General features: G+C 64.9%; 6 protein-coding genes. 1 reads left to right on the top strand and 5 read right to left on the bottom strand.

Translation table 11 applies throughout. The annotated features are described in order from the left end of the window. Window positions 1-1,439: YchF/TatD family DNA exonuclease (locus O2807_11600; protein ID MDA1001142.1), on the top strand; the 1,439-nt coding region annotated here is incomplete at its 5' end. A 9-nt stretch (window positions 1,440-1,448) separates the two neighbouring features. Here O2807_11600 and O2807_11605 read toward each other — a convergent pair. The 5 genes from O2807_11605 to dtd all read right to left on the bottom strand — a co-directional run. Further along, window positions 1,449-1,655, bottom strand: coding sequence for a hypothetical protein (locus O2807_11605; GenBank protein ID MDA1001143.1), 207 nt, complete (start codon window positions 1,653-1,655; stop codon window positions 1,449-1,451). A gap of 6 nt (window positions 1,656-1,661) precedes the next feature. Next, the gene (locus O2807_11610; GenBank protein MDA1001144.1) at window positions 1,662-2,459 is read right to left on the bottom strand and encodes a DnaJ domain-containing protein; all 798 of its coding nucleotides are present in this window, start codon (window positions 2,457-2,459) and stop codon (window positions 1,662-1,664) included. A gap of 579 nt (window positions 2,460-3,038) precedes the next feature. Continuing rightward, window positions 3,039-3,917: a 50S ribosomal protein L11 methyltransferase gene (locus O2807_11615; GenBank protein ID MDA1001145.1), complete on the bottom strand. Its 879-nt coding sequence runs from the start codon at window positions 3,915-3,917 to the stop codon at window positions 3,039-3,041. Between the two features lie 106 nt (window positions 3,918-4,023). After that, window positions 4,024-4,857: a TIGR02757 family protein gene (locus O2807_11620; GenBank protein MDA1001146.1), complete on the bottom strand. Its 834-nt coding sequence runs from the start codon at window positions 4,855-4,857 to the stop codon at window positions 4,024-4,026. Further along, window positions 4,857-5,224, bottom strand: a 368-nt coding sequence (gene dtd, locus O2807_11625; GenBank protein ID MDA1001147.1) for a D-aminoacyl-tRNA deacylase, incomplete at its 5' end; no start/stop codon positions are given. The genes dtd and O2807_11620, both read right to left, overlap by 1 nt.

Below are 5,224 nucleotides of genomic sequence, written 5' to 3' on the forward strand. Positions count from 1 at the left end.
CCGCCCGCCCGCCCCTTGCGAAAGTCACCCTCCAGAGCCCGGAGAATCTGGCGGAGCTTCCCTTCCTCGTGGACTCGCACGCCCACCTCGATGCCGAAGTCTACGATCCGGACCGGCAGGAGGTGATGCAGCGGGCCCTGGCCGAGGGGGTCAGGTTCGTGCTTGCCGTCGGCTCCGATGTCGAGAGCAGCCGGCGGACGGTGGAGATCGCCGCGGCCTACGACCCCATCTACGCCGCCGTCGGTGTTCACCCGCACGAAGTCAAAAACACTGGAAGAAAGACCCTCTCCGCCCTCTCCGACATGTCCAGCCACCCCAAGGTGGTCGCCATCGGCGAGATCGGGCTCGACTACCACTACAACCACAGCACGCCGAAGCTCCAGCGGCACTGGTTCCGCGAGCAGATCCGCCTGGCCGTGAAGCTGAAAAAGCCCGTCATTGTCCATTGCCGCGACGCAGGCGAGGATATCTTCCAGATACTGGAGGAGGAAAAAGCATGGCACGTCGGCGGGGTGGTCCACTGTTTCACCGGCGATGCGGAACTCGCCCGGAAACTGATCGGGCTCGACTTCTACCTGGGCGCGGCCGGCCCGATCACGTTCGAAAAGTCGGATGAGCTGCGCGAGGTGTTCGCCGGCGTCCCGATCGAGCGGGTCCTGATTGAGACCGACAGCCCCTATCTGGCGCCGCCGCCGGCCCGGGGCCAGCGGAACGAGCCCGCCCTCGTCGCCCGCGTCGCCGAAACCCTCGCCGAGATATACGGCCTCACGACGAAGGATGTCGCCCGTATCACCTCCCGGAACGTTTCGCGCCTGTTCGGCATCGGCAACGGAGCCGCCGACACGATCGCCTACACCCTGGGAGAGAGGCTCTACATCAACATCACCAACCAGTGCAGCAACGCCTGTTTCTTCTGCGGCCTGCTCAGCGACAAAATCTACAAGGGATACGACCTCACGCTGTCGGCGGAGCCCTCGGCAGAGGAGATCCTGCGAGCGGCGGGAGAAGCCGCCGGATACGAGGAGGTGGTCTTCAGTGGATTCGGGGAGCCCACCCTGCGGCTTGATGTCCTGAAGGAAGTGGCCGCCGGCCTCCGCGAGCGGGGCGCCCGGAAAATCCGCCTGGTCACCAACGGCCTCGGCAGCCGGACGAATGAGCGCGACATCATCCCGGAATTGCACGGCCTCGTGGATGCGCTCTCCGTGAGTCTCCAGGCCGACACGGCGGAGAACTACGAGAAGATCTGCAAGACGAAAGACATCGAAGACCCCTACCCCTCCATCAAGGCCTTCATCCGGGCCGCCAAGCTGCACTTCCGCGAGGTGGAGGTCACGGCGGTACACATGCCCGGCATGATCGATGCGGAAGGGTGCGCGCGCGTGGCCCGCGAGGAACTCGACGTGCCGTTCCGATCCCAGTTGTTCGTTCTCGCCGACTGAAAACCTGCACTACACCCGAATGTCGATGATGGACCCCCGGTGGGTGCGGCGGTTCGCCGCGAGGAGGGGCTCTTCGCTTCTGCGCTGAACCGCATCGAGCGGCTCAAGCGGCTCGAGATCGATGATGCGGGCGGCGAAGCCGGGATCATCCGGGCGCGGAAAACCGCCACCGCCCGGAAGAAAAACAAAATCCCGAATCGATCCCGCCAGATTCACAGCCTACTATCCTCCCGGCAGCGCATCGCCTGCCTCGCGCAGGATGCGGATGAAGTGATCTCCCTTTTCGGCGGATGCCCCCCGGCCGCGCACCACGCCCCGCCCTTCGAGCTGGAGGGTTTTCCCGGGCCGGGTGAAGGGCAGTATCTTGAGCTTCTCGCTCCCCCCGAGGGTTTCGACCTCAATCTCGCCTCCCTTCCAGAGCAGACAGCGGGGCACCTCGGCATCGCTGTAGATGTCGAGCCCGCGGCGGTGGAGGCGGGGGTGAGGCCGGATCCGCACCGCCACGTACAGATCGCCGCTTCGCTCGCCGGTTCGATCCCTTCCCCCGCAGCCACGCAGGCGGATTTGTGCGTCTTCTTCGATCCCGGCCGGGATGCGGATTTTCAGATGCACGGTTTTTTTGATCTCCCCCACTCCCCCGCAGGGCCGGCACCAAGGCTGGCCGCTGCCCGCACACCGGTGGCAGAAATGGGGGCGCTTGAAGCGGACGGAAACCACGCCCCCCATCGCCGCCAGCCGGAAGGGAAGCCGGACCCGGTAGAAGAGGTCTCTCCCCCGGTGGGGCGGAGGGGCTTCGGCGCGGCGGCGAAGCGCGATTTCCAGCTCGGCCCGCGCCAGGCGGTAGGCCGCGCTCAATCGCTTGAAGGATTTCTCCATCTCCGGTTTGCCGCCGTAGAGATCGGGATGACAGGAGCGGGCGAGGCGCCGGAAGGCGCGGTGCGCCGCCTCCGGCTCCGCGTCCTCCGCCAGGCCCAGAAGCGCGAAGGCCTCCTCACGATCGACGGCCACGAATCCGATCATGACGCTCTCCTTACCCTGCGGGACAGTGGTGAATGCAACGCTTCCTCGACCGCTCCTTCTCCGGCTGCAGCGCCCGCCTTCCAGTTCGGCGGGCAGCGAAAGGACCAGCAAACAGCGAAGATGTGGTACTGCCACTGGCACTACATTTTTCCAACGTAATGTATTGCGTTTGGCACTACAAATCAAGCCCAAAAATCGCTTCTCTGGAAAAAAAAATTTCTTGACTTATGATGCCAATGGCACTACATTTGCTACATGGACAAGGTTGAAGGCCCTGAAAATAAAGGGGATCCGGCGACACCTGCAGCGAAAAGGCGACATAACAAGGCCCTGCAGATCCGAATGACGGCTGAGTTGCTGGACTTGGTTCACTTTGCATCGGAACGCGCCGGACTGAGCACCTCCGGCTGGGTCCGGGACCGGCTCATGCGCGTCGCCCGGCGGGAGCTGCGGAACACGGAGGATGATACCCCACGGCGGAAATTTCGCGGAAGCGATTAGGGCGCGCCCGCACTTTCCCGAGCGAAAAAACCTCTTCCCTGCCGGGAGAGGTTTTTTTTTGAACTTATGTTTTGAGGTCTATATTTTGATGACCTCAATGGCGGTCCACTCATCGAGCGCACACGCGCGGGTCACCTGAAAACCGGCCTGGCTCACCGCCCTCTCCAGCGCCTCGCGCTGCTCGTATCCTATCCCGCTCAAAACCCCCCGCCCGCCGGCGCAGAGCGCCGCATGCATCCGGGGGGCCAGTTCCCGCAGCGGCCCCAGGAAGATATTGGCCAGAAGAAGGTCCACCCGGCCCCACCATTCTCCCAGCGTGTCATGATCCAGCGTTCCGATCTCGAACCGCATCCGCTCTTGCAGTCCATTCCCCTCGGCCAGCGCCCGTGCCGCCTCGACGGCATCCGGGTCCAGGTCGAGCCCCAGCGCCGCCTCCGCCCCCAGCCGAAGCGCCGCCACGGCAAGAATCCCCGAGCCGCATCCGACATCCAGGACCCGCCGGGGGGCCGCATCGGCGCACATTCTCTCAAGAGACTCCAGACAAAGCCGCGTGGTGGAATGACGTCCGGTGCCGAAGGCCTGGCCGGGCTCCAGAACGATCTCGACACGCCCCTCCGGCGGAGAGGCTTCCTCCCAGGGCGGGCGGATCCAGAGCCGCTCCCCATACGCCTCCCCCTTGAACTGGCCGCGGGAGATGTTCACCCAGTCCTGGTTTTCGATCAGGCGGACGGTCACGGCGCTCGAGGGAACGCCGATGCGCGAGAGGATCTGCTCCGCCTTGCGCACGCCCTCGGCAGCGCCTTGTCCGAACGGAAAATGGGTCACGAGCACCTGGGTGCCCGAGGTGCCTTCGCGCCTCTCGACCGCCGAGGCTCCCGAGTCGATAAGGAGGCTGGCGGCGGCCTCGGCCGCATCCGAGGGCACCTGGGCAAACAACTCTATCCATTTATCGGACACGGGGGTGACTCCCCGGAAGAGGGACGGCGGCGGCCTGCGGCTGGGGGCGCTGGGCGGCCGGCACGCCCCTCCAATGACGGCAAACATCCTGAAGGGGGCATCCGGCTCAAAGCCTGTCGTCGCGCCGCCGGGGGCAGTGGCCGAGAATGCCCATGCGGCAGATGGCAAAGTCGTAGCGCACCGGGTCCGCCGGATCGAAGCGCCGCAAGGCGTCCGTGATCTCCTCGGCCATCTTCCGGTTCGGGGTGGTGCGCTCGCTGAGTCCAAGCAGGCCGCCGATGCGGGCGATGTGGGTGTCCAGCGGTATGGTGAGTTGATCGGGCCGCACCCCTTGCCAGAGGCCGAGGTCGAGGCCGTCCGCGGGCCGGACCATCCATCTGAGAAAAAGGTGAAACCGCTTGCAGGCGCTTCCCGCCGCCGGATCAGGCAGGAGGTAGCAGAGCGCCGCACGCGTGCCCTTGCGCATGGCGGGGGCGCCTTCTTCGGCGCCATGCAGCAGGCGGGAGCGGAATACGGAGAGTGCCCGGTGAAGTGTCTTCTCCGCCGGATCGTAGCCCTCCATAAAAAGGGCCTCGAGCGAACCGTGTGTGCGGAGCGCCCCGCCCACCGAATGCGCCAGCCGATCCAGGGCGGAGGGCCTGACCCAGCGGTGAACGATTCCCCGGAACAATCCGCCGCTCTCCCCGTGAGGGAGCGTCCGCAGCCGTTCGGCGGGCCGATCCCCCAGGCGCCTGAAAATTTTCCCGAGCGTTTTTCGGATCGCCACCGCATTTCCAAAAGCGAGCGCCGCCGCGAAAAAACCGGCCACCTCCCGGTCGGCAGGGCGGGAGAAGGCATGGACCATGCCGAGAGGATCTGAATCCAGAAAGGCCGCGTCGTAGTGATCCCGCAACGCATCGAGGCGGCGCTTTAAAATAGAGGCCTCTGGCTGCGCGCCCATCAAAAAACCCCTTTCGAGTCCAGAAGGAGGGTGACGGGGCCATCGTTGACGATTTCCACCAACATCATCTCCCCAAAACGGCCCGTCGCGGCCGGCACTTTTTTTGCCCGAATCTCTTCGACAAAAGCCTCATACAGCGCCGCCCCCCGTTCCGGGGCGGCGGCATGCGCAAAGGAGGGGCGCCGTCCCTTTCTGCAGTCTCCGTAGAGCGTAAACTGGCTGACGATCAGCATCTCCCCCCCCACATCGAGCAAAGAGAGATTCATTTTCCCCGCCTCGTCCGGGAAAATCCGAAGGTGGGCGATCTTCTCCGCCAGGTATTTTGCATCGGCCGCGTCATCCTCATCCCCCAACCCGAGGAGCACAA

The sequence above is a fragment of the bacterium genome (assembly GCA_027622355.1).
Taxonomy (GTDB): Bacteria; UBA8248; UBA8248; order UBA8248; family UBA8248; genus JAQBZT01.

Bases quoted from the DNA above. Each gene is read 5' to 3' on its own strand.
- O2807_11610 (MDA1001144.1), bottom strand. From the start codon at position 2,459: ATGATCGGATTCGTGGCCGTCGATCGTGAGGAGGCCTTCGCGCTTCTG.
- O2807_11620 (MDA1001146.1), bottom strand. From the start codon at position 4,857: ATGGGCGCGCAGCCAGAGGCCTCTATTTTAAAGCGCCGCCTCGATGCG.